Origin of the sequence: Paenibacillus sp. sptzw28 (genome assembly GCF_019550795.1) — a bacterium.
GTDB lineage: Bacteria > Bacillota > Bacilli > Paenibacillales > Paenibacillaceae > Paenibacillus_Z.
Genome location: NZ_CP080545.1, coordinates 3,140,652 through 3,160,415 on the forward strand (window position 1 = coordinate 3,140,652; position 19,764 = coordinate 3,160,415).

The following is a 19,764-nucleotide window of genomic DNA, read 5'->3' on the forward strand; positions in this document are numbered from 1 at the left end:
ATTGCCTGATCCATCTATTATTATTAAAATAGGGTCATACGGGATGAGAGGAGAGAGCATAATGAAAAAAATGCTTGTCTTCATTGTATTTCTGTTGTTGTTGTTCTCCAATCACAATGTATGGGCGGACCCTGCGCTTCCTTTCGTCGTTAACGACGGTTCGATAGGCAAGGAATATTATGCGATAACCGGGATCGACGCGAACAGTGCGATTGCAGGCAAGTCAGGCGGAAATTCGTATGTGAAAGCCAATTTCGCAGGAAGCTACAACACGGGAAGCATCTGGTCGGACTATAAAACCTGGTTTGGCTTGGCATTCGTTGTAATTGTGCTTATGCTCCTCTATAATATTTTTCGAAATAAAAAGTAGCGCGGTCCGCCTCTTGGCGGCATCGCCCGATATCATCAATTAGAAGGCTGTTGTAGAGCGGAGATTCCGGCTTTACAGCAGCATTTTTGCATTCCGGCGCAGCGATCGGGGCTCTTTTGTTTCAGATTGTTTGGATATGGGGTAAATGGGTTAATAAATATTCACTTACATAATATACATGCTTTAAACGGTCAGGAAATGAGTAAAAGGGAGAAGGAGGGATGCCATTGATTACATTCAAGCAGGTGGATAAATACTTTGGCCGTTTTCAAGTGCTGATGGATATTAACCTGCACATCGGTCAGGGTGAAGTGGTTGTCGTCGTTGGACCTTCCGGTTCGGGGAAGAGCACTTTGCTCCGCTGCATCAACAGACTGGAAACCGTGTCCGAGGGTGAACTCACCGTTGACGGCATTAAAGTCAATGACAGATCCACGGATATTAACAAGCTCAGACGTAATATCGGCATGGTATTTCAGCATTTCAACCTGTACACCCATATGAAGGTTATCGACAATATTACGCTGGCTCCGATTAAAGCGCTTGGATTGCCTCCTTCGGAAGCAAAGGAGACCGCCCGGTTTTATCTGGATAAGGTCGGAATTCCCGAGAAGGCGGACGCTTATCCTTCTCAGCTCTCAGGCGGCCAGCAGCAGCGTGTCGCTATTGCCCGCGGACTTGCGATGAAGCCGAAGATCATGCTGTTCGATGAGCCTACTTCCGCACTCGATCCCGAGATGATCGGCGAAGTGCTCGATGTGATGAAGTCGCTCGCCCACGAGGGCATGACCATGGTGGTTGTCACTCACGAAATGGGCTTTGCCCGGGAGGTTGCGGACAGGATCGTGTTTATGGATCAAGGTCGTATTATCGAGGAGGCCGTTCCGGCACAGTTCTTCGATAATCCGAAGGAAGAGAGAGCGAGATTGTTTCTGAGCAGGATCATTAATCATTAAAAACAGAGCGGGTAGAGAGGGGAAATTGTATTGAAGAAAAATAAAAGATGGCTGACGATTATGCTCCTGATTACTGCTGTTATGCTCGTTCTTGCAGGCTGCGGCGCCAAGAATAACGGAAGCTCGGGCGGCAACGCCGGCACTTCCGGTGGAGGGAATCAAGGGACGGGTGCAAGCGCCGGCGATTCGGAAGGCGTACTGGCAGATATTAAAGCAAGGGGCAAGCTGGTAGCCGGTGTCAAGTTCGATACGAAGCTGTTCGGCTTGAAGGACCCCGCGACGAGAAATGTAGAAGGCTTCGATGTCGATATAGCGAAGGCGATCGCAAAGAAAATCTTCGGCGACGACAGCAAGCTGGAGCTAAAGGAAGTAACATCCAAAACACGGATTCAGATGCTGAACGCAGGTGATATCGACCTCATCGTCGCGACGATGACAATCACCGAGGAACGGAAGAAACAAGTCGACTTCACCGATGTCTATTTCAAAGCCGGCCAATCGCTGCTCGTCAAGAAAGGCAGTCCGATTCGCAGCATTGATGATATCACGAAAGATACGAAGGTTCTCGGCGTTAAAGGCTCCACTTCGATTAAAAATATCGAAGACAAGGTTGCGGGACTCAGTGTTCAGCAGTATGAGAATTACCAGGAAGCTTTCACCGCGCTTCGGTCCGGGAAAGGCGAAGTTCTTACAACGGATAATGCTATCTTGTACGGGATGACTAAACAAGATCCGAACTACGAGGTTGTTGGCGGTACATTCACTGACGAGCCATACGGAATTGCGATCAAGAAAGGCGAATCCGGCCTTGTCGCCCTTGTCAACGAGACATTGAAGGAACTGAAATCCAGCGGCGAGTACGACAAGATATACGAGAAATGGATCGGCGAAAAGCCGCCGGCGGAGTAACGGTCATACATGATTGATTTCTCCGTGCTGACCGGTCATTGGGATGAATATTTGACCGGACTGCGAAATACGCTGTTCGCCAGTCTTCTTGCATTGGCGGGCAGCTTTGTAATTGGGACTCTCATTGCCGTATTCCGGATCTCGCCGCTGAAGCCGCTGCAGGCGGCAGGAACCGCATATGTGGAGATATTTCGCAACATCCCGCTTCTGCTCGTCGTATATATGTTCTTTCTCGGCTTGCCGGCGGTCGGTATTCAGCTGAACGGCTTCGTGTCAGGTACAATCGGACTTATGGTCTACACCTCTGCATTTATCGCTGAAGCGATTCGGGCCGGGATTATGGCGGTACCCAGGGGACAGACGGAGGCCGCCCGTTCCTCGGGACTCTCATATGCCCAGACCATGCGTTATGTAGTTCTCCCTCAGGCGGTTAAAATCGTAGTGCCGCCCATTACTAATCAATTTCTTAACCTGGTGAAAAATTCATCCGTGCTTGGGGTTGTAGCCGGACTCGACTTGATGTATTACGGAGATTTAGTAAACTCCGAAACTTATAATACAGTGACCAGTTACTTTTTTGTCGCCTTATTCTATTTAATGTTGACATTCCCGCTTGCCTTTGCTTCCCGCGCGTTGGAACGCAGGCTCGCGCGAAGCGGCTGAAGGGAGGGGAAGTCATGGATTTTCAAAAGGCTTACTCGCCCGACAATTTGCGGTTTCTGATGGAAGGGCTCGGCATGACGCTAAGACTTTCCGCAACGGCCATCATCCTCAGTTTCATACTCGGATGTCTTCTTGGAGTGCTGCGGTATGCCCGGATCCCGCTGCTCTCCAGAATTGTAGCAATGGGTATTGAAATCATCCGCAATTTGCCTCTGTTGTTAATTATATTTTTCTCTAAATTCGGACTTGCGGAGTTTGGCATAAACCTGAGTCTATTCTGGGCCGCGATATTGGCGCTAACCGTGTTCGAAGGGGCAATGATATCCGAAATCGTGCGGGGCGGATTAAATTCGGTGGAGAAGGGGCTTGTGGAAGCTGCCCGTTCATCGGGTCTATCCTATATTCAAACGCTTAGGCATGTGGTTGTTCCGATTGCGCTCAGGCGAATGGTACCGCCGATTGTCAGTCAGTTTATTTCACTCCTCAAGGATACTTCGCTGGTAGTAATTATAAGTCTGGCAGAATTGACACATAATGCAAATATTGTGATGGGACAGGACATTAATATCGTATTCCCAATTCTGATACTGGTTGCCGCAATCTATTTCACGGTAAATTATGTACTTTCTCTCGCGGCAAGAAGGCTGGAATCGAAGCAAGTTTAAACGGGAATATGAAGCTGGGTGGATAAGAAACTTGTATCTAAAGAAACAAGGCTGCCGTTTGAATGCGCCGCCTTGTTTCTTTGCTGCGAAAGCTGCCCGGTATTGCCCGGGGTTACGGATTTTTGCCGTGCTGCTTTGCCGGGAGCTTGCCGGATGGCGTCCCTTTACCGTAATGCTCACGGTTCTTGCGGTCCTTTTCCTGGGTTTCGTGAACCTTCTCAACAAATTGCTTTGTATCTTTCTCCACTTTTCCGATGCCTCCATCATTCTCACTGATAATAATAATCACTGTTGGTTATACTTTAGAAATGAAGATGAAGAGAGGTCAGCCTTCAGGCAAAGGCTGACCGCTTAAGGTATTACAGCTGCGGTTCGAACGTTTTGCAATCCGTTTCTCCGGAATTGCTGGCTTGCTTGTTCCGATTGTTGACGACATAAATCGAGGATGCTGCGCAATGGTTCTCTTTCTCCCAATATTTGCAGGAGTTCACTTCACACAATACGTCTTTGGCCATAGCTTGTTCACCTCCGTTCATCTCATTAGGATGGGCGGATTGGTATTCAATTTATACGTAGGCGAGTAAGAATTGCGGCGACTGAATATGACAGTAGATTCGCGATTCATAATTTCTGCTTGCGGCGCAAACGCAGTTGAATTAAAATGAATACAGCTATAACGGCGATGGAGTTCGCCATAACCGCCCTTCGGGCTGATGACTCCTACCAGTGGAAATGCTGGTAGGAGTCTGTTTTTTTGCCCGAACCCGAAGTGATGAGAGGAGAATCTTAATGAATGCGATCGCACTGGCAGTAGGCGCTTTTATAGGGACAATCCTTCGATACGAAATGGAAAAATGGATTGAGCCCTTGCCAAATGGATTGCCTGAAGGAACATTGGTCATCAACTGGATTGGATGCTTATTTCTCGGTTGGTTCTTCACCATTATTTTATTTCGGTTCACTGTTCCCTTGTCGGTTAGGACAGGAGTCGGAACCGGTTTTACCGGAGCTTTCACTACATTCTCGACATTTTCTGTAGAAACAATAAACCTGATCAAGAAACATCAATACAGTCTGGCTCTGTCTTATGTGTTATTAAGCGTATTGTGCGGAGTGTTGCTGGCTGTAGCCGGCTATTATATAGCGAAATATCAATTCAATAAAGTAAATCGGGAGAGAAACGCATCATGATAATTTTAATTGGCGCAGGGGGAATTGCCGGAGCTTATTGCCGTTATTATTTTGGCAAATGGGTCTTCTCAAAGAGGGTAACATTGTTTCCGCTCGCGACCTTCATCATAAATATTTCAGGCTCATTTCTACTGGGCTTACTCTATTCCCTTCATATACAGGGGGATATCCCCGACTGGTGCTGGTTAATGCTTGGGACAGGTTTCTGCGGGGCCTATACGACGTTCTCGACCTTTGGCTATGAGACGATCCAGCTGCTTGAGAAGAAGAAGATCGGCTTTGCCTTTGCATATATCGTTCTTTCCGTTATTTTCGGACTGCTGTTTGCCTGGCTCGGAATGGACCTTGGTTGAACTGTCAACAGCTCATTCACTTATTTACGATTCGGTTAAAGGAGCTCGCGCAAAGAACATAGTATCCGAGATAGATCGCGATATACACTGCCATCGAGCTGATAATCGGAACCGCCAAATTGCCAACGATAAGATTGATGGCGGATAACGCTTTTAAAATCATCGTGCTGTGAAGTATTCCAACAGCCAGCGGCAGCGCAAAGACAAAGAAAGTCTGTTTAGCTACCGAGGCGCGTATTTCCTTCTTACTAACACCGATCTTGCGGAGTATGTCATAACGCCCTTTGTCCGCGTGGGCTTCCGTCAACTGCTTGAAATAAATAATGCTTCCGGTTGCGGCAAGAAACACGAGACCGAGAAAGCCCAAAATAAAAATATTCAGCCCTGCATTTTCTAGTCCCTCCCGGTACACCGTGTAGAATGAAGACATCTGCATATCCTTGTCCGCCAGCTTCGCAAGCTGATCGGAGGAGGCCTTCGTCGATTGCTGATTTTCTACTTTATATACCTTAAAAACGACCGGGGGGATTTGTGCGGCCAAGTCGTTAAATGCGGTATCGCCAACGACGAATGCAACATCCGGGTAGCTCCATCTTAGAACTCTTCCTTCGAGCAGGTTCACTAGCGTCATTGTCCGGTTTCCCCCGGATATCGCGAGTGAAATGGAGCGTCCTTCATAATCCGAACGGCTGAGGTCCGATGTATACCGCGGCAGGATAGCTGCCGCCTGATTCCCCGAAAGCTGTACATTTCCCTCCCGGTTTAAAGCCCTGGAAGCTTGATTGTATGTGCTTGCAGAAATCAGTTTCAAGGGAGACTGATGCTCCGGGAACCCGGATGGAACATACTCCAAAGCTGAAATATCACCATTCAGCATAATAACCGGAATATCCAAATGAGCCGTAATGGGATGCTCCTTATCCTTCTCAAGGATACTCCGGACCTGCAGATCCGTCGCTTCGCCTTCGGAAATATAGCTATAGCTGAAAGGCGCAGCCTCATCGGCATTACTCGCGTTGCTGTAGTACATGCTGTAGCCTACGCTGATAGCACTCAAAGTAACCGCGCTGAGCAGAGAAATCATGGTGAGCGTACGCGTATTCCCTTTAATGCGGAACAGCAGTTGAGAGGTGGCGATTACATTCATTCCACTGTAATAGCGGGATTTATTTGCCCTGGAAGCGCCTAACAGCCGAACGATAGCAGAACGGAATAATAAATAAGTCCCGATAATCATTCCGATTATGAAAAGCAGTATATTTCTCCCCATTTGTTCGTTTGTTGTCATAGGCTGAAAGACAAGCCAATAACTTCCGGCAAGCAGTACAATACCGATTATTGCTGCCGCCAAGGAAGCCTTCGGAGCTTGTTCACCTTCTTTCTCGGCTTGAAACAGCTCGATTAATTTGAAACGATAAATCAGACGGTAAGCCTGAAACGATGTGAATAAGATAAGGACGGCGAATACAAGAATCGTATTGATAATCGCTTCTATTGAGATGCTGAAGCTTACATCGATTGCCGAATCCAGCAGCTTCAAAAAAATCATGGTGAACAATTTGGACATTAATGTTCCAATGACGACTCCGGCGGCTAAGCCGACAGTTCCCATAATCAGGTTCTCGTAGAACAGCATTTGTCCGATTTTTTTTTTGCGTAAACCCAGAAGCGAGTAGAGGCCCACTTCCTTCTTCCTTTTCTTGGTGAAAAAGGAGTTAGAGTACCAGATGAATACGGCTACGAACAATAGCAGGATCACGGATCCCCCCGTAAAGACCGAGCTTATAGCCTGCGACATCTGCATGCTTTCCTGGATTTCCTTACTATACTGCAAAGAAACGAACGTGTAATAGATGACCACGCTGAAAATCATCGAAATGAAATAAATCAGATAGCTCTTCATGTTTCCCCGGACATTTTTCCTCGCCAGGCTAAATAACGTCACTTATGCCACCCCCAAGCACCGACAGCACATCGAGCACTTTGTTGAAGAAATCTTTGCGGGGCGCATTGCCTTTCACAAGCTCAGTGAACATATGTCCGTCTTTGATAAACAACACACGTTTGCAGTAGCTTGCGGCAAAAGCGTCATGCGTCACCATCAGAATCGTCGTTTGGTCTTGTTCGTTCAAGTCTTTCAGGCTTTCGAGCAAGTCGGTCGCCGACTTGGAATCCAGCGAACCAGTCGGTTCATCCGCCAGTATCAGGCTTGGCCTCGAAACAATGGCGCGGGAAGCTGCCGTACGCTGCTTCTGTCCGCCGGAAATGTGATAGGGGTACTTATTCAGAAGAGGCCGAATGCCGAACTTATCGGCAATCTCATCCACCCTTCGCTCCAATTCACTCACATTCATCTTCGCCAGCGCAAGCGGCAGCAATATATTTTCCTTTACGGTCAGCGTATCGAGCAGGTTGAAATCCTGAAAAATGAAACCGAGCCTGCTGCGGCGAAAGACCGATAACTGCTCTTCGTTCATCTTCAAAACACTTGTCCCGTCAATAACGATGTCGCCGGACGTCGGCTGATCGATGGTTGCCAGCATATTCAGCAGGGTGGATTTGCCGGAACCGGAGGGACCCATTATGCCAACGAATTCTCCTTCTTGAACCGTCAAATCGATTTCATCCAATGCGGTGAACACATTTCCCTTCGAACCGTATACTTTTCTCAGTTGTTTGGCTTCCACTACCGTTCTCATATAATGATTCCTCCATTGTGGTCCAATATTGTTCTTACGAGTTCTATTCTACAAGGAACAACCATTGTATAAGCTTACAACTTCTATGTCGGACCTTACAATGTTGTCACATTATATTGATTTCGTTCGGACCAAAATGGTATGTTGCATGGTATAGACGGCAGCCGGGGGAATGGGAATGAAAATCTTGATTATAGAGGACGATCCGATTATTGCGGATACGGTCGCGGAAGCTCTGGGGAAATGGGGCTTCGAAGCCCTTCGAGTCGAAGATTATGAGCAGGTATTACAGGAGTTTCTGCGTGAAAATCCACACCTTGTTTTAATGGATATCAACCTGCCTTCATTTGACGGATTTTACTGGTGCAATAAAATAAGAGAAGTCTCAAAAGTGCCGATTATTTTCCTTTCTTCGCGTAACACGCCTATGGATATGGTAATGTCCATGAATATGGGGGGCGACGATTTTATCCAGAAGCCTTTCTTTACCGATGTTTTGGTGGCCAAAATAAATGCGCTGCTGCGCAGGACGTACGCGTACGTTGAAACTCCTCTGAGCGTAATCGAACATGGCGGGGTCATACTCAGTCTTAACGATGGGTATGTCTTGTCGGACGAACGGAAGGCGGAGCTTACCAAAACCGAGTTCACGATTATGAAAATACTGATGCAGCATAAAGGTACGATCGTGGGCCGAAAGAAAATCATGCGCAGCTTATGGGAAGACGAGAGCTTCGTGGACGATAATACATTAACGGTCAACATTACCCGGCTGCGTAAGAAGCTGGCTGATCTTGGCAAGGAGGATTTCATTACAACGAAGAAAGGACAGGGGTACATCATCCTATGAGTCTGATTCAATATCTTAAAGATAAACGGTATTTCATCGGACTGTACATCTTAATCATGCTCTTTGTTTCCTTGATTATGCTGATCAGCGCCAGCAGGCAGCATGCCGCGAACAATATCCTATACACGAATGTCGGCTGCTTCTTTATCGCGGCCGTGTACCTTATGAGCGGATACTATTACCGCAGGACGTTCTACCGGGAGCTTAACGACATCATTGAGAGCGGTTCGGCAGAAATTGCCGCAGCTTTGCCGGCTGCTCAGAATTATCAGCAAGCGCAGTATCTTGAGCTTCTCAAGAAACTGAATGACGCACATTCGATGCAGCTGCAGCAGCTGCATAACGAAAAACGCGATCATCAGGATTTTATTATGTCCTGGATTCATGAGGTGAAGCTTCCGATCGCCGCAAGCCGGCTGCTGCTCGAGAACAGCACAGGCAAGACCGTAGATTACCTTGTAGACAAGCTGGAGGATGAACTGGGCAAGATTGATAATTATGTCGAGCAGGCACTGTACTATTCACGCATCGATTCCTTCTCCAAAGATTATTTCATTACGGAGCTGGAGCTTGACCAAATCAGTAAGGATAGCGTCAAGAAGTACGCGAAGCTGTTTATTGATAAACATATTCGCTTTACGATGAGCTATGGACATCATCTTGTGCAAAGCGACCGGAAATGGCTTGGTTTTATTATCGATCAGATCGTATCGAATTGTTTAAAGTACACGGGTGAAGGCGGAGAGATATCCTTCCGTGTTGAAGAAGACGGCAACGAAAGACGATTGCTGATACAGGATACCGGAATCGGGATTAAACAGGAGGATATTAACCGCGTTTTCGATAAAGGCTTTACGGGCTCCAATGGAAGAAGTCATGCCAAATCCACCGGGATGGGGCTGTATCTGGCCAAGCGGATGGCCCTTAAGCTCGGACACGATCTATCCGTCCAGTCGGAGGAAAACTCATACACGAAGCTCATCATTCATTTTCCGAAAATCAGAAACTATTATCGAATGTGATGTGAAGTGAGATTGACTGAGTTATTTCCTTTCCAGAAACCCCTTTCTATTTAATTCGATAATTTTCAGCTTTTTTTAAGATTATTCGGTTATAATAGAGATAATTTTGTGCTCTGGGAGGGTAATCGTTGCAAAACAAATCTGCGGCAAAAGTAAACAATAAAGCATTAAGGCAACAGGAGAAGCTAAAGAAACAGAAACGAATGAAGCTCATTATGTGGTTCACAGGTATTTGTTTTATTGCGGTGATTGCCGTTGCGATCATTTTCCAACCGAAAGCTAAACCTCTGGAAATTCCCTACGATGAACTGCCGATGCTGGGGTCAGCTAACGCACCTGTTAAAATTGTCGAGTTCGGTGACTATAGATGTCCTGCGTGCCAGGTATTCAGTCAAAATATTTTCCCGCAGTTAAAAAAGGATTATATCGATACAGGCAAGGTATCGTTCTATTTCATGGACGATATCATCATCAGCCCAATCGAAGAGTCCGTTACCGCCGCGCTCGCCGCGCGATCCGTGTTCCATCAGAATAAAGATGCGTTCTGGGATTATTATGACGCGTTATACAAGAATCAACAGAGCGAGAGCGTAAACTGGACGACACCTGACTTCCTGACCGAGCTGGCCAAGCAGCAGGGCATCAAGGTCGATTACGACAAGCTGCGGCAGGATATCGATAACAAAACATACGAGAAAGAGGTTACCGACCACAGCTCATTCGCTCAGAATAAAGCCAATGCCAGATCGACACCGACACTGCTCATTAACGGCGTTAAATTCGAAGATGTGTTCGATTATGAGAAGATTAAGGCTGCAATCGACAATGCTCAAAAGGGTGGAGCTTAATGCTTGTATGGGTTCGGACGTACTTTCTGTATTTAGCATGGGTAGTCTCAATGATCGCCACCGGCGGAAGTTTGTTTCTTAGCGAGATTATGAATTTCGAGCCTTGCAAGCTGTGCTGGCTTCAGCGAATATTTATGTACCCGCTTGTTATTCTGCTGGGACGGGCCAGTTATTTAAACGACCGGAAGATCATCGGCTATGCGCTCCCGCTTAGTATTCTGGGGGGATGTATTTCGCTCTGGCATTACCTCGAACAGAAAGTGCCGGGCTTCGCCGATATTATGCCCTGCAGTGCAGGCGTTCCGTGCGACAGGGATTACCTCGATTGGTTCGGCGTGATTACGATTCCGTTTATGGCTTTGATTGCTTTCATCCTGATCACGGTGTTCCTGTTGATCGGAAGAAAACAGCCGATTGAAACGGATTCCGACACCGAAACCGAATAGCAGGATATAAAACAAAGAGTGCCGGATTATACGGCAACGCTTGAATTTAAAGTTCATCCGATTTTAAACTGCGCGCAGCGCGGTTTTTTTTTGTGCTTAAACCGCAAAGAGAGGCTATTGGTCCATCCTTAAGAACCGCTTATTTCCAAGTTCCTGAATAACCGCTGGACGACGATTTCTCATCTTCACCCGGTCTGCGATGAAATAGCTGGCCTCCACAACCGCAATGGCGCCGGCAATATCGAGCAGCACATACTGCTTGACGAACAAAGTCGAAAGGATAATAAGAATGGAGATGGTTGAAACCGACAGCCGAATCGGGCGGCTAATCTCCCTTGCTGAGGCAAAGGCTTTCATGATGCAGTAAGAGGTCAGAACATGAGTGCTGGGAAAGCAGTTATACGGTTGATCCGAGTTATAAACGTATTGAACCAATCGGGATAACCAATCCGTTCCCGAAACTTCCGGACGCGGCACATGGGTTTGATATACCGCATAGATGCAGTAGCAAATGACTAATCCAATATTGTACAGCAGCAGCGTCTTCATATAGAGCTGACGATTCTTGAATGCCAGATAGACAAAACATACCAGTATAAAGACGAACCAAACTAAATACGGAACAATGAATATTTTCAGAAATGGCGTCTGCTCATCAAGATCCGTAAGAAGACTGTGCGTGCTCGCGCCCCTGCTGCGGTTCAAATAGATGTAGACAATGCCGAGCAGGGGTATGGAAAGAAGACAGCTGAGCGCGATAAGATGCGGCTTCAACGCTGCCAGTTAAACATTGATCATAATAGGACACTCCATTTCTCGTTTCGCGGGTTTTCGACCCGGTGTTATAACAAGAATACGCTTCCGTTGATTTTCCAGAAACGTCCTACGGTTGTATTCGATGCCAAGACGTTGAGCTGGGCTCCTTAAGACCAAGGTCCTGGATCAGTTCAGTTCCTTGGTCTGAGGCGCACCGGCCGGTTTTGTTATATCGGTGTCGCAGAGCGGACGGGAGAGCTTTATTATTTTGAGACAGCTGCAACCTTCGCTATCAATTGTACGTCGAAAATAGAGTTACATAAAAATGTATATATGAGGAAGGTGCGTCGAAATGCAGAAACGAACATGTACACTATATGGTAAAGGAATTGCCGCGGCGGCGTCTCTGGCAGTATTATTCAGTCTAGCGAGCGTGCCTGCTCCCGTTAATGCTGAGGCGCCAGCGGTCTCTGTCAGCAATTGGACAAGCAATACTGTGAAAGCACCGGTTATTAAACCTTCGTGGACGTTCTCAGTAGATAAACCGGCGGAAGCTTACTCAAGCCAGCAATCCGCGGCGGAAAACGGCATGGTATTTGCTTTTAAAGGCAAGCAATTGGTCGCCGTGAATGCCAAGACAGGGAAGCAGCTGTGGAAGTATGGTAGTAAATTGGCTCCTGCCGTCGTCTATCATGACGGTATTGTGTACGGGCTGACCGAAGGCGGAAATATGTATGCGCTTGATGCCAAGAACGGCCGGAAAAAGTGGGTTTCAACGGCTAAGCTTCCCGGCGGCGGATTTTTGACGCCAATCGGCGATACCGTATATGCAGCCGTGCAATCCGAGACTTTCGCCTTTGCAGCGGCTACAGGCAAGCTGAAATGGAAAGCGGATGAGCCGCAATCCGAAGGGGGCGGAGGAGCGGTGCTGGAAGCCGGAGGGGTTGTTTTCAGAACATTCTTAGTTCAGGGTGCTCTAACTTCGGTTCAGCTCGATGCATTCGATAAACAAACCGGGAAGAAGCTGTGGGACGTGTTTCGTCAGAACAGTCCCCTAACCGTCCGGAACGGTTTAGTCTATTCAATAACAGATCCTTATCCGTTTGACGACGCCGCAGTAAAGAGACAACTAACCATAAAAGCTTTTAATCTCAAGACTGGAGCGGTTGAGGAGGAGCGGGTATATTCATGGACACTTCCCGGGCAGCCGCCTTTTGCCACTGCCGGAGGCTCCGCCTTGCTGGACGGAAATGACTTGTACATATTTCAAAATGATAAGATCGTCCAATATGATTTTGCAAAATACGTACCGGATGGGCAGCCGGTCAAGAAATGGTATAGACCCTATTCGAACGCCGAGGTTGTCGGCAGCATCTACAAGGAGCGCATGTTCTTCTTCGATCATACAACCGGCGACCTTAAAGGGATGAAGCTGGCAAACGGCCAGCAAGTCGGATGGAGAGGGGATAATCCGGCGGCTCAGACGGATATTTTCGGTAATGGCGTGTATATAGGTCAAACCGACGGGCTGTTTCACGGATTTAACCTCCAGACAACGGCCGCGGCTTTCACCGTCAAAACAGGCACCAGGAATTACGGTCCGACTTTGAAAACAGGCGAAACGATCATTATTCAAGCCGAAGGGCGTCTGATTGGCGTCAAAATACCTGAATCGCTCAAATAAACGCTAAGATCGACTTCATTAGCCTTGTCGGAATCGTCATCCAGCTATCATCGTGTTCCATGACAATACCCCGTTTCTTCGCGTATGAAAACCTCCTGCAAGATTGGATGACGGGCGGGAAGGTTATTAATGAATACACGTTGAATACAGGGAGGGGTTCGCCATGCAAACGATCTGGAAAGGCGCAGTCAGCTTCGGTCTGGTCAATGTTCCGGTGAAAATGTTTACGGCCACTCAGGACAACGATATTCCGATGAAAATGCTGCATAAAGACTTCCATGTCCCGATCCGGTACCACCGCACCTGTCCGAAATGCGGCGATGATGTAAGCTGGAATGACATCGTGAAAGGGTACGAATATGAGCCGGGTCACTATGTGACGTTCGAGAAAGAGGAGCTGGAGAAGCTTTCAGCGGAGAATTCGCGTGAGATCCGCATTCTCGATTTTATCGAGCTGGATGAAATCGATCCGGTTTATTATCATAAAACCTACTATTTGGCGCCGGAGGAAACGGGCAAGCACGCCTATACGCTGCTTGTTGAAGCGTTAAAAGCAACGAACAAGATCGGCGTCGCAAACGCTACGATCCGTTCCAAGAGCAGTCTTGCCGCCATTCGGGTGATCGACAATGTGCTGTCGATGGTAACTATGTTCTATGCGGATGAAATTCGTTCTATTGAACAGGTTCCGAATCTGCCGAAGTCGTCAATGGTTGACGAGCGGGAGCTGGATATGGCGAAGCTGCTTATTGAACAGCTGACAAGCGAATTCAAGCCCGATCAGTACAAGGATGATTACCGGGAGCGTCTGCTGGCCGCAATTGAAGATAAAGTAGAGGGCAAAGAAGTGAAATTCGCCCCTGAAGAGAAACCAGCCAACTTTATCGATCTGATGGAGGCGTTGAAGGCGAGCCTGCAGCAGCCGAAATCCGCCGCTTCCAAAGCCGATACCGGCTCCGTAACCAACGGAAATCGCCGGGCAAACGCAAGACATCCGCGAAGAAAACAGGTACAGCGGCGAAGAAAGATAGTGAGAATGCCGGCAATAATAATGCCAAGAGCACTGCCGGGCGCGGAAACGATGAGAAGCGTTCCGCTGAAGCTAAAGCCGAAGCGGAAGCTGGCAAGCCGAAACGCACACGAAGAACGGGGTCTTGACGAATGAAGCCTTTTATCCCGATGTCGCCAGTCTATTCTGACATTATCCCCGAAGGGAAAGATTGGGTTTATCAGCTCAAATGGGACGGTTACCGAATTATCGCATCTGCTCGCTCCGGTCATGTCGGGCTGTATTCAAAGAAGATGTTGGAGCAAAACAGTGAATATCCTGAGCTTGTCCAGGCGCTGTCAAAGCTTGAGGGTGAGTTCATACTGGACGGCGAGGTGATCGTTATGGATGCGGAGATCATGCGTCCGAGCTTCCAGAAGCTGCAGCAGCGCGGCAAACTCACTGAGCGCGAGCCGGTTCAGTATATGCTGTTCGACCTGCTCAATATGGACGGAAACGATCTGCGCAAGCTGCCTTACCGGGAACGGCATGCGCTTCTGAAGCGGCTGGCTTCCGCTTGGGGGCCGCCTTTTTTTGTTGCGGATGTATATGAGGACGGCAGAGCGCTCTGGGAATGGGTGCAGATAAACGGCTGGGAAGGTGTCATCAGCAAGAGGCTAGGAAGTCTTTATAAAGAAGGGAAAGAACACAAGGATTGGTATAAACGAAAAGCTGCTCTGAGGCTGGAGCCGGAGGCGGTTGGCATATTGTTCAATGAAGGCAGAGCTGCCAGTCTTGTGATGCGTATGGACGGCGCTTATATCGGGCGCGTATCCTCCGGGCTTAACACTCGGGAGAAGGCGGAGCTGCTTAAGCTCGATATGAGCGCTTCAATGAAGCTATACTTTGACTCTCTCCCCGCGGGTCTGAAAGGGGAAACCGTTCGCTGGCTGGCGGAACCCCTTTCTATTGAAGTGACTGGAGCGGAACGGACGGAAGGAGGTTTGATCCGCCACCCCAAACTGCTCAGCATAGGAGGCAGGACGCTATGATTGCAGAAGAGAGCGGCATTATAAAGCTGGATGGGCACGAAATCACTGTTACTCATCCCTCGAAGCTGCTGTGGCCGGAGATGGGCATTACGAAGTCGGTCTATTTGCAAAAGCTGGTCGCGCTGTCGCCATATTTGCTGCCGTACTGCCGCAGCCGTTATTTGACAACGATCCGATACCCGGGCGGCGCGGGCGGCAAATCCTTTTATCAGAAAAATGCGCCCCGGCCAATACCGGATTATGTACGCACGGCAGAGCATGAGGGCGTGAACTATATTAACTTGAATTCGCTTCCGGCACTGCTCTGGCTCGGGAATCTCGCAGCGCTGGAGTTCCACCCTTCCTTCGAGTATATCGGCGGCGAGGAGCCGGCCGAGTGGGTGCTGGATATCGATCCGAGCGGGGAGGATGAGCCCAGGCTGCAGGAAGCGGTCTCTCTTATCGGGGAGACACTCGATGCGCTCGGTATTCAATCGGTACCCAAAACATCCGGAGCGACCGGCTTTCAGATATATGTGCCTATACGGAAGGGATATACTTTCGGTCAGCTCCGAGAAGTCGGAAGGTTTGTCGGCAAGTATCTATCCGAGAAATATCCGAAGCTGTTTACGGTTGAGCGGCTTATTAAAGACCGCGGCAGTAAAATCTACATCGATTATGTCCAGCATGCCGCGGGAAAAAGCTTGTCGGCGCCCTACACGCCAAGAGGCCGTCCGCTTGCGACCGTTTCGACGCCACTTCTGTGGCGAGAGGTGCGGGAGGGAATCGATCCGCGCTTATTCAACCTGCTCAACATCGAAGAGCGTTTATCCCGGTACGGCGATTTGATCGCTCAGACGGAGCCGCAATCGCTGGATGCGATTCTTGACTTTATTAAATTACGCTGCTGAGCGCACGGAGGAGAATAACTTGAAATTGTGTTCGCGATTCCTGATCGGTCAATACGGAAGGTTCGACTATGGGAAGTTTGAGCGTGATTTTCGCTCCGGCTTTTATGGCATCGAAGCAAGCCAATTTTCGAATCAAGCCGATTACGAGGCATTGGCCAAGGAGTCGGCGCGGCACGGATTCCAGGTTGGCATCCATTATCGTTTCCGGCATCAGCCTTCAAAGCTTCGGGACGCATTATTCCTGGCTCGGGATCAGGAAATCAGAGAGCAAGAATTCATTGAAGTAGACGAGGAGCTGCAGCTGCTCAGCGGGCTGAAGCCGAATTATGTGCTATTCCATTACCCCAAGCCGGTTATTCTTGACGAGCGCGCCGATTGGAACCAATGGCATTTCGCCGACAGAAGCGAATATGAATTCGAGAGCGTCTATGATTTTGAGTCGTTTCAGCGCCATAGCGAAGCGATGTTCGAATGGCTGTCGAATAAAGGAGAGCAGTATGCTTTCACGCCATTACTCGAGTTCGATGCCCTGAACAGATATGTTTATGATACCGATTTACTGGAAAAATTGCTGGAGGCCTATCCCCGTATAAAGCTCTGCCTGGACACGGGGAGGCTTCACCTTCAGGAACGGATCGATCCGCATTTTAATGCCATAGAGGTGATTCTCAAGTACGCCGGGTATGCAGCGCTTGTACACCTCGCCAATTCCCGAATCCGCGAGTCCGGGGTAGACCGCCACGTACCCGTTCTGCCCGAGCAAAGACCGCAGGACGGCTGGGCTCCGATCGAGCAATATCTACGCATCATCCTGAAGGCAAATCCGGATGTGAAGATTCTGTTTGAGCATCGCTCGGATCTGATCAGCGATGAACAGCTTGACCGCTGTTATGCTTGGGTGGAAAATATTTGTGAGGGCTATTGAATGGAATCGACTGGTAATGGAATTTAATCCGGAGCTATTCGAATCGATCAGTGATAGTGTACAGTGGTAGACATAAGCTAACCTGAAGGGACGAGATGCCATGAAGCTGTTGTTTCTGTGCACAGACAATTATACGCGAAGCGTCATTGCGGAGTTTTGTCTTAGAGATTATTTGCTGCGCTCGAATATTGACGATGTCGTTGTTCATTCAGCCGGAATAAGTGCGGGAAGCGAAATCGGCCATTATTCGGACCTTCATTTCTCCATAATGAACGAAATGAACATCGACACATCCTCTTTTACGCGAATGCAGTTCGATGAAATCTGCTTTAACGAGTATGATTTCATCATAGGCATGAGTATCCGGCATAAGGAATATATCAAGCTTACGTACAACAGGGACATTCCTTTGTTTCATGAAATTATGAGCGGAACTCTCCAGTCCGTTGAGGTTAGTGCGCCTGGCAGTGTACAATTCGCGGAGCAAATGAGACGTTTGGTGCAAATGTTTTACGATTCGATGCCGCAGTTCGTCAATTTGGTACGAGCGCTGCCGAAACATAATCCATTCGCTAGGAGAATTCATACGGAGGAGGAGCTTCATTCTCGTCTGGGCTATCCTAGCGAAGTGGTGAACCGTAAGACAATATCGTTCATCGATCGCCACTGCCGCAGCTTCATCTCGAAATCTCCGATGCTGTTCATTGCTTCGTCCAATTCAGAGGGTATGTGTGATGTATCGCCGCGCGGCGATGCCCCGGGGTTCGTATCGGTAATCGACGAGAGACGGCTGCTTATTCCTGAGCGGCCCGGCAACAGACGAATGGATACGCTGAAGAATATTCTCTCCAACCCGCATATCGGAATAATTTTTATTATACCCGGCCTCAAAGAAACGCTTCGTATCAATGGGCGAGCCGTTATTGTCGATGACCGGCAGCTGTTGTCCCCGCTGCAAGCGAGTGGTAAGATACCTCAACTCGGCATTGGTGTTGAAGTAGATGAGTGCTATGTCCACTGTGCAAAAGCATTCATTCGTTCGCATTTGTGGGATAACCTTACGTGGCCTGACCAGTCTGGGCTGCCATCAATACCCGAAATGCTTGCCGACCACGTAGGCAACCCTGATCTTTCAGCTGATGTTATCTCTGAAGGGCTGAAGGAAAGCTACGAGAAGCGGTTGTATTAGTGTATATTATAGATACCGGCAGACGAGAGGAGAGGCGAAGTGGGGCATCTTGCGGAATGGCTTGAACAGTGGGGCATTTGGGCGATTGTAATCAGTTTGTTGTTAAATGTGGTGATCAGTCTGCTCGGTGTCGTGCCTTCCGTTTTTTTATCGGCTGCAAATGCCGTTGTATTCGGTTTGGTCCCCGGATTTTTTGTATCGTGGTTAGGAGAACTGCTGGGAGCGGCAGTTTCGTATTTTCTGTACAGGAAAGGCTTTCTGTCTCTAAGGAAAGGCAAGAATGCGGACTGGAAGTGGCTTAGCCGCATCAACCAACTGGATCGCATGCGGCAGTTCACCGCGATCCTGCTTGCCAGGCTCACCCCCTTTATTCCATCTGGGATAGTGACCATTATAGGCGCGATCTCATCCATGCGGTTTACCGACTTCATTCTGGCCACGTTAATCGGTAAAGCGCCGTCTGTAGCTTTAGAAACATTAGTTGGACATGATTTGATTTTTCTGAAGCAAAATACGACCCGATTTATCGTTACAATCGTCATTATCGCCGCGTTTGTGCTGCTGTTTGGAACATCAAAGAAAAAGGCCGGCTAGTCGCTTAGTCGCGGCGCTGTTTTATGTCGGGGCTTTTTGGGCAATAGATAGGGAGGACTGATTCCGGCAAACGAATAATAAATTTAAAGAGAAAGGCCAAGGGGGAGATCATAATGCGAAAAACCGTACTATGCTTTGCCGTCGTATTTCTGTTCCTGACACAGCTAAGCTTCGCGGACGACAATGAATATCATCCGGTCCCGAAGAGCCCGGATACGCACCCGGCATTCATCGACAGGATCTACACGAAGAATGGCCATACTTATATTACGGCCGATTATATTCAGTGGTTTGAAGGCGAAGCAGCGAACCGTATGTTTCGGGAACGCGAGAAGGATGCCGATATGAACGAAGCGCCAGACGGCTATTATATCATTAACGACAGCAAGAAATTGCGCACCTTCGAAGTCGATCACAATGCTGTCGTCCTGATGCAAATCTATGATCGGACCGGCAAAGCTGCAGATGATGACATTGTCTGGAACGAGCGGATTGATGTCGCCAAATTCCGTTCGCTGTTTAAAAAGGACGGTATATGGGACATGAGCGATTATCCGTACCATCTTACAATCGAGAATAACCGGATTGTTAAAATCGTACAGCAATATATTCCATAACGGATCAAGATACGGGCCACTGCAGCAAGCTTTCCATAAGCTTGCTTTTTATTTTGCCTCCCGGCGTTCATCTTGAAAAGAGATTAATGATATCTAA

At 48.3% G+C, this 19,764-nt stretch carries 24 protein-coding genes and 1 riboswitch; of the genes, 19 read left to right on the top strand and 5 right to left on the bottom strand.

The window, feature by feature from the left end; genetic code table 11:
* The first annotated feature begins 61 nt into the window (after positions 1-61).
* The 5 genes from KZ483_RS14015 to KZ483_RS14035 all read left to right on the top strand — a co-directional run bounded on the left by KZ483_RS14015 (position 62) and on the right by KZ483_RS14035 (position 3,563).
* Positions 62-370, top strand: coding sequence for a hypothetical protein (locus KZ483_RS14015; RefSeq protein ID WP_220347916.1), 309 nt, complete (start codon positions 62-64; stop codon positions 368-370).
* A gap of 227 nt (positions 371-597) precedes the next feature.
* Positions 598-1,326 (top strand): amino acid ABC transporter ATP-binding protein, encoded by a 729-nt coding sequence (locus KZ483_RS14020; RefSeq protein WP_220347917.1) that lies wholly within the window; start codon positions 598-600, stop codon positions 1,324-1,326.
* A 30-nt stretch (positions 1,327-1,356) separates the two neighbouring features.
* Positions 1,357-2,235, top strand: a complete 879-nt coding sequence (locus KZ483_RS14025) for a transporter substrate-binding domain-containing protein (RefSeq protein ID WP_309568572.1) — start codon at positions 1,357-1,359, stop codon at positions 2,233-2,235.
* 9 nt (positions 2,236-2,244) lie between these two features.
* Complete coding sequence (locus KZ483_RS14030; RefSeq protein ID WP_220347919.1) at positions 2,245-2,898, top strand: amino acid ABC transporter permease; 654 nt, start codon at positions 2,245-2,247, stop codon at positions 2,896-2,898.
* A 14-nt stretch (positions 2,899-2,912) separates the two neighbouring features.
* Positions 2,913-3,563, top strand: a complete 651-nt coding sequence (locus KZ483_RS14035) for an amino acid ABC transporter permease (protein ID WP_220347921.1) — start codon at positions 2,913-2,915, stop codon at positions 3,561-3,563.
* A 112-nt stretch (positions 3,564-3,675) separates the two neighbouring features.
* Here the strand turns inward: KZ483_RS14035 and KZ483_RS14040 are convergent, their stop codons facing one another.
* Both KZ483_RS14040 and KZ483_RS14045 read right to left on the bottom strand, forming a co-directional pair.
* Positions 3,676-3,810 carry a DUF4023 domain-containing protein gene (locus KZ483_RS14040; protein ID WP_220347923.1) on the bottom strand — a complete coding sequence of 45 codons (135 nt, stop codon included), beginning with the start codon at positions 3,808-3,810 and terminating at the stop codon, positions 3,676-3,678.
* Between the two features lie 112 nt (positions 3,811-3,922).
* A complete protein-coding gene (locus tag KZ483_RS14045) occupies positions 3,923-4,078 on the bottom strand; it encodes a DUF1540 domain-containing protein (protein WP_220347924.1) in 156 nt (51 codons plus the stop codon).
* A gap of 154 nt (positions 4,079-4,232) precedes the next feature.
* A riboswitch (Fluoride riboswitch) is annotated at positions 4,233-4,293 on the top strand.
* 59 nt (positions 4,294-4,352) lie between these two features.
* Between KZ483_RS14045 and crcB (KZ483_RS14050) the strand changes: the two genes are divergently transcribed.
* Positions 4,353-4,754: a fluoride efflux transporter CrcB gene (gene crcB / locus KZ483_RS14050; RefSeq protein WP_220347926.1), complete on the top strand. Its 402-nt coding sequence runs from the start codon at positions 4,353-4,355 to the stop codon at positions 4,752-4,754.
* The gene (gene crcB, locus KZ483_RS14055; protein WP_220347927.1) at positions 4,751-5,107 is read left to right on the top strand and encodes a fluoride efflux transporter CrcB; all 357 of its coding nucleotides are present in this window, start codon (positions 4,751-4,753) and stop codon (positions 5,105-5,107) included. Before crcB (KZ483_RS14050) ends, crcB (KZ483_RS14055) begins: the two co-directional genes overlap by 4 nt.
* A gap of 16 nt (positions 5,108-5,123) precedes the next feature.
* Here the strand turns inward: crcB (KZ483_RS14055) and KZ483_RS14060 are convergent, their stop codons facing one another.
* Positions 5,124-7,052 (bottom strand): ABC transporter permease, encoded by a 1,929-nt coding sequence (locus tag KZ483_RS14060; protein WP_220347929.1) that lies wholly within the window; start codon positions 7,050-7,052, stop codon positions 5,124-5,126.
* Positions 7,039-7,806, bottom strand: coding sequence for an ABC transporter ATP-binding protein (locus KZ483_RS14065; protein ID WP_220347931.1), 768 nt, complete (start codon positions 7,804-7,806; stop codon positions 7,039-7,041). The genes KZ483_RS14060 and KZ483_RS14065 overlap by 14 nt, the downstream gene beginning before the upstream one ends.
* Before the next feature lie 178 nt (positions 7,807-7,984).
* Here KZ483_RS14065 and KZ483_RS14070 point away from each other — a divergent pair, with 178 nt between their 5' ends.
* The 4 genes from KZ483_RS14070 to KZ483_RS14085 all read left to right on the top strand — a co-directional run bounded on the left by KZ483_RS14070 (position 7,985) and on the right by KZ483_RS14085 (position 10,972).
* A complete protein-coding gene (locus tag KZ483_RS14070) occupies positions 7,985-8,656 on the top strand; it encodes a response regulator transcription factor (RefSeq protein ID WP_220347933.1) in 672 nt (223 codons plus the stop codon).
* Complete coding sequence (locus KZ483_RS14075; RefSeq protein WP_220347935.1) at positions 8,653-9,678, top strand: sensor histidine kinase; 1,026 nt, start codon at positions 8,653-8,655, stop codon at positions 9,676-9,678. Before KZ483_RS14070 ends, KZ483_RS14075 begins: the two co-directional genes overlap by 4 nt.
* A gap of 128 nt (positions 9,679-9,806) precedes the next feature.
* Positions 9,807-10,526 (top strand): DsbA family protein, encoded by a 720-nt coding sequence (locus KZ483_RS14080; RefSeq protein ID WP_258881239.1) that lies wholly within the window; start codon positions 9,807-9,809, stop codon positions 10,524-10,526.
* Positions 10,526-10,972 (top strand): disulfide oxidoreductase, encoded by a 447-nt coding sequence (locus KZ483_RS14085; protein ID WP_220347936.1) that lies wholly within the window; start codon positions 10,526-10,528, stop codon positions 10,970-10,972. The genes KZ483_RS14080 and KZ483_RS14085 overlap by 1 nt, the downstream gene beginning before the upstream one ends.
* Positions 10,973-11,086: 114 nt before the next feature.
* Here KZ483_RS14085 and KZ483_RS14090 read toward each other — a convergent pair whose 3' ends face one another.
* A complete protein-coding gene (locus KZ483_RS14090) occupies positions 11,087-11,746 on the bottom strand; it encodes a phosphatase PAP2 family protein (protein ID WP_220347938.1) in 660 nt (219 codons plus the stop codon).
* Between the two features lie 334 nt (positions 11,747-12,080).
* On the opposite strand from KZ483_RS14090, the gene KZ483_RS14095 reads away from it, so the two are divergent.
* The 8 genes from KZ483_RS14095 to KZ483_RS14130 all read left to right on the top strand — a co-directional run bounded on the left by KZ483_RS14095 (position 12,081) and on the right by KZ483_RS14130 (position 19,667).
* Entirely contained in the window at positions 12,081-13,412 is a 1,332-nt protein-coding gene (locus KZ483_RS14095) for an outer membrane protein assembly factor BamB family protein (protein WP_220347940.1), read from the top strand.
* Between the two features lie 163 nt (positions 13,413-13,575).
* Positions 13,576-14,577, top strand: coding sequence for a non-homologous end joining protein Ku (locus KZ483_RS14100; protein WP_220347941.1), 1,002 nt, complete (start codon positions 13,576-13,578; stop codon positions 14,575-14,577).
* Positions 14,574-15,452: an ATP-dependent DNA ligase gene (locus KZ483_RS14105; protein ID WP_220347942.1), complete on the top strand. Its 879-nt coding sequence runs from the start codon at positions 14,574-14,576 to the stop codon at positions 15,450-15,452. Before KZ483_RS14100 ends, KZ483_RS14105 begins: the two co-directional genes overlap by 4 nt.
* Positions 15,449-16,342 carry a DNA polymerase domain-containing protein gene (locus KZ483_RS14110; RefSeq protein WP_220347943.1) on the top strand — a complete coding sequence of 298 codons (894 nt, stop codon included), beginning with the start codon at positions 15,449-15,451 and terminating at the stop codon, positions 16,340-16,342. Before KZ483_RS14105 ends, KZ483_RS14110 begins: the two co-directional genes overlap by 4 nt.
* A 19-nt stretch (positions 16,343-16,361) precedes the next feature.
* Complete coding sequence (locus KZ483_RS14115; protein WP_309568573.1) at positions 16,362-17,267, top strand: sugar phosphate isomerase/epimerase family protein; 906 nt, start codon at positions 16,362-16,364, stop codon at positions 17,265-17,267.
* A gap of 100 nt (positions 17,268-17,367) precedes the next feature.
* The gene (locus tag KZ483_RS28915) at positions 17,368-18,456 is read left to right on the top strand and encodes an MSMEG_1061 family FMN-dependent PPOX-type flavoprotein (protein WP_220347946.1); all 1,089 of its coding nucleotides are present in this window, start codon (positions 17,368-17,370) and stop codon (positions 18,454-18,456) included.
* A 39-nt stretch (positions 18,457-18,495) separates the two neighbouring features.
* Positions 18,496-19,050: a TVP38/TMEM64 family protein gene (locus tag KZ483_RS14125; protein ID WP_220347948.1), complete on the top strand. Its 555-nt coding sequence runs from the start codon at positions 18,496-18,498 to the stop codon at positions 19,048-19,050.
* 113 nt (positions 19,051-19,163) lie between these two features.
* Positions 19,164-19,667 carry a hypothetical protein gene (locus KZ483_RS14130; protein ID WP_220347949.1) on the top strand — a complete coding sequence of 168 codons (504 nt, stop codon included), beginning with the start codon at positions 19,164-19,166 and terminating at the stop codon, positions 19,665-19,667.
* The last annotated feature ends 97 nt before the right edge of the window (positions 19,668-19,764 follow it).

What these genes read in the sequence shown, in the direction of transcription:
- KZ483_RS14015 (WP_220347916.1), top strand. Translation starts at nt 62, where the DNA reads ATGAAAAAAATGCTTGTCTTCATTGTATTTCTGTTGTTGTTGTTCTCC.
- KZ483_RS14030 (WP_220347919.1), top strand. Translation starts at nt 2,245, where the DNA reads ATGATTGATTTCTCCGTGCTGACCGGTCATTGGGATGAATATTTGACC.
- KZ483_RS14035 (WP_220347921.1), top strand. Translation starts at nt 2,913, where the DNA reads ATGGATTTTCAAAAGGCTTACTCGCCCGACAATTTGCGGTTTCTGATG.
- KZ483_RS14045 (WP_220347924.1), bottom strand. Translation starts at nt 4,078, where the DNA reads ATGGCCAAAGACGTATTGTGTGAAGTGAACTCCTGCAAATATTGGGAG.
- crcB (WP_220347926.1), top strand. Translation starts at nt 4,353, where the DNA reads ATGAATGCGATCGCACTGGCAGTAGGCGCTTTTATAGGGACAATCCTT.
- crcB (WP_220347927.1), top strand. Translation starts at nt 4,751, where the DNA reads ATGATAATTTTAATTGGCGCAGGGGGAATTGCCGGAGCTTATTGCCGT.
- KZ483_RS14065 (WP_220347931.1), bottom strand. Translation starts at nt 7,806, where the DNA reads ATGAGAACGGTAGTGGAAGCCAAACAACTGAGAAAAGTATACGGTTCG.
- KZ483_RS14070 (WP_220347933.1), top strand. Translation starts at nt 7,985, where the DNA reads ATGAAAATCTTGATTATAGAGGACGATCCGATTATTGCGGATACGGTC.
- KZ483_RS14075 (WP_220347935.1), top strand. Translation starts at nt 8,653, where the DNA reads ATGAGTCTGATTCAATATCTTAAAGATAAACGGTATTTCATCGGACTG.
- KZ483_RS14085 (WP_220347936.1), top strand. Translation starts at nt 10,526, where the DNA reads ATGCTTGTATGGGTTCGGACGTACTTTCTGTATTTAGCATGGGTAGTC.
- KZ483_RS14095 (WP_220347940.1), top strand. Translation starts at nt 12,081, where the DNA reads ATGCAGAAACGAACATGTACACTATATGGTAAAGGAATTGCCGCGGCG.
- KZ483_RS14100 (WP_220347941.1), top strand. Translation starts at nt 13,576, where the DNA reads ATGCAAACGATCTGGAAAGGCGCAGTCAGCTTCGGTCTGGTCAATGTT.
- KZ483_RS14105 (WP_220347942.1), top strand. Translation starts at nt 14,574, where the DNA reads ATGAAGCCTTTTATCCCGATGTCGCCAGTCTATTCTGACATTATCCCC.
- KZ483_RS14110 (WP_220347943.1), top strand. Translation starts at nt 15,449, where the DNA reads ATGATTGCAGAAGAGAGCGGCATTATAAAGCTGGATGGGCACGAAATC.
- KZ483_RS28915 (WP_220347946.1), top strand. Translation starts at nt 17,368, where the DNA reads ATGAAGCTGTTGTTTCTGTGCACAGACAATTATACGCGAAGCGTCATT.
- KZ483_RS14130 (WP_220347949.1), top strand. Translation starts at nt 19,164, where the DNA reads ATGCGAAAAACCGTACTATGCTTTGCCGTCGTATTTCTGTTCCTGACA.